The sequence below is a fragment of the Microcystis sp. M113S1 genome, assembly GCF_020246945.1.
GTDB lineage: Bacteria > Cyanobacteriota > Cyanobacteriia > Cyanobacteriales > Microcystaceae > Microcystis.
Window position 1 is genome coordinate 1 of sequence record NZ_JADBSA010000025.1, and the last position, 2,659, is coordinate 2,659.

2 protein-coding genes are annotated in these 2,659 nt (G+C 39.0%); both read left to right on the forward strand.

What is annotated here, in order from left to right; all coding sequences use genetic code 11:
- Positions 1-13 precede the first annotated feature (13 nt).
- Positions 14-685, forward strand: a complete 672-nt coding sequence (locus IM319_RS01575; RefSeq protein WP_287734366.1) for a Uma2 family endonuclease — start codon at positions 14-16, stop codon at positions 683-685.
- Positions 686-802: 117 nt separating this feature from the next.
- Positions 803-2,224, forward strand: a complete 1,422-nt coding sequence (locus IM319_RS01580; RefSeq protein WP_287687608.1) for a carotenoid oxygenase family protein — start codon at positions 803-805, stop codon at positions 2,222-2,224.
- Positions 2,225-2,659: the final 435 nt, after the last annotated feature.

The window sequence follows — 2,659 nt, forward strand, 5'->3', positions numbered from 1 at the left end:
AGGAGTATAAATTATGACCTTGATACCAGCTATTGATCCAGATATTGAATACCCCGATAGTGACGGTAAACCCATGGCCGATAATACCGAACAATATGAATGGATCGTGAAAATTAAAGAAAATCTTGAGATTCTCTTTGCTAATTCCCCTCAGGTTTTTATTGCGGGGGATCTGCTCTGGTATCCCGTCCAAGATAAAAAAATTACCGGACCGGTTGCTCCCGATGTTATGGTGGTATTTGGTCGTCCGAAAGGAAGACGGGGTTCCTATAAACAATGGCAAGAAGATAACATCGCTCCTCAAGTGGTCTTTGAAATTCTCTCCCCTTCTAATAGTTTAGAAGAAATGGAGCGAAAACTACTCTTTTATCAACGTTATGGAGTGGAAGAATACTATCTCTATGATCCAGATTCTCATAATTTTCAAGGATGGTTAAGACAGGAAGGACTATTAAGCTCTATACCTGAGATTAAGGGATGGGTTAGTCCTCGGTTAAATATCCGATTTGAATTGACAGAAGATGAGTTAGAAATTTATAGTTTAGATGGTCAGAAATTTTTAACTTCTATTGAGTTATCTCAAAGGTTAGAACAAGCAAGTTTACAATTAGAACAAGAGCGTCTTAAAGCTGAACGTTTAGCTGAATATATCCGTTCTCTGGGAATTGATCCCGATACTTTATAATGATATAATTGATCAGTTGTGACGAATACTAATTAACTGGTAAACTGCCGAAATTATCGTCATTGAACCTAGTCTAGGGCTATACTTAACTATGTAATCACTAAAAAAAACAAATCTATGAAAGCTTGGGCAAAATCTCTAGAAAAACCAGCAGTAGAATTTTCTGAAACCCAATTAACCTTATTATCGGGGAAAATTCCTGACGGATTGCGAGGTAGTCTCTATCGCAATGGTCCGGGGAGATTAGAAAGAGGTAAGCAAAAAGTTGGTCATTGGTTTGACGGAGATGGGGCAGTTTTAGCTGTACATTTTCATGATAAGGGAGCCAATGCCACCTATCGTTATGTCCAGACTGCCGGTTATCAGCAAGAAAGCGCCGCTAATCAATATTTATTTCCTAATTATGGCATGAATGCCCCCGGCTTCTTTTGGAATAATTGGGGAAAAGAGGTAAAAAATGCCGCTAATACCTCGGTGTTAGCTTTACCTGATAAATTATTAGCTCTCTGGGAAGGGGGTTTTCCCCATAAATTAGATTTACAATCTTTAGAAACCCTAGGCTTAGATAATTTATCTAGCTTACAAGCAAAGGAAACTTTTTCCGCTCATCCTAAGCTAGATTTGTCCAGAGGAGAGATTTTTAATTTCGGGGTGACAATCAGTGCCAAAGTTAGTTTAAATATCTATAAGTCTGACTCCACTGGTCAAATTATCCAGAAAAACACTTTTGAGTTAGATAGATTGTCTTTGCTGCATGACTTTGTTTTAGCAGGACAGTATCTCGTCTTTTTCGTCCCACCGATAAAAGCAGATAAATTATCGATACTGTTGGGATTTAAAACTTTTAGTGATGCCATGCAGTGGCAGCCAGAATTAGGAACAAGAATACTAATTTTTGAGCGAGATTCTCTGCAATTAGTCAGTGAAAGTGTTACAGATTCATGGTTTCAATGGCACTTTGCTAATGGTTGTGTGAATGAGCAAGGCAATCTTGAAATTGTTTTTGTCCGTTATGACGACTTTAAAACTAATCAATTTTTAAAAGAAGTTGCCACGGGTAAAACCGAAACCTTAGCCATCGGAAAATTAGCAAGTATCACCATCAATCCCCTATCAGCAAAGGTGATTAATCAGGAAATTCTCTCGGATTTAAGCTGTGATTTTCCCGTGGTTTCCCCGCAACTGGTGGGACAAAAATGGCAAAATACTTTTTTAGCTGTCCATCGTCCCGATAGCGATATTCGTCGGGAAATTATCGGACTTCCCGCTTGTTATAATCACTCCACAGGTAAGTTAACTATTGCTTATCTAGAAAATAACTGTTATGGCAGTGAACCGATTTTTGTCTCCGATGGTTTATCTCCAGAAACGGGATGGTTAATCGTCGTGGTTTACGACGGCAATAATCACAGCAGCCAAGTGAGAATTTATGATAGTCAGCAGTTAGAAAAAGAACCCCTTTGCTGTCTGCAATTACCTAGTGTTATCCCCCCTGGTTTTCACGGTACTTGGCAAGAAAAATCAGAAAAAGTAAGCTAAGACGTATTTAAATCGCTTATTCTTAGATTAGCCGAATCTCCCCCAATCCCTTTACTGTTGCAAGAGTGCAAGAGCGCAAGAGTGCCTCGTCTGGCCCAAGCAATTTGAATTACGAACAGCTTAGCTTTGATGTTAGCGATCGCATCTTCGCCATGACAAGGGGTAAGATTGCTTTGGGGGGGGGTTTTTAGTGGAAAGAGAAAGGTTAACGCGGAAAGTATCCCCCTCTTCTCGTAGGTTAAGGGGATGAGGTCATAACAATCCGTTGCCAAAACCGACTTTTCAGAATATAATAGAGAAGAGTAGTCATTCATCACTCAGATTAGTTAAGATGATATTACATGACTAATAATATTGACCATGATCGCTTATTTAAGGAGTTAATCTCCACCTTTTTTATCGAATTTATTGAGTTGTTTTTCCCTCAATTGATGG

Coding starts and splice junctions, on each gene's coding strand:
- IM319_RS01575 (WP_287734366.1), top strand. CDS start 14: ATGACCTTGATACCAGCTATTGATCCAGATATTGAATACCCCGATAGT.
- IM319_RS01580 (WP_287687608.1), top strand. CDS start 803: ATGAAAGCTTGGGCAAAATCTCTAGAAAAACCAGCAGTAGAATTTTCT.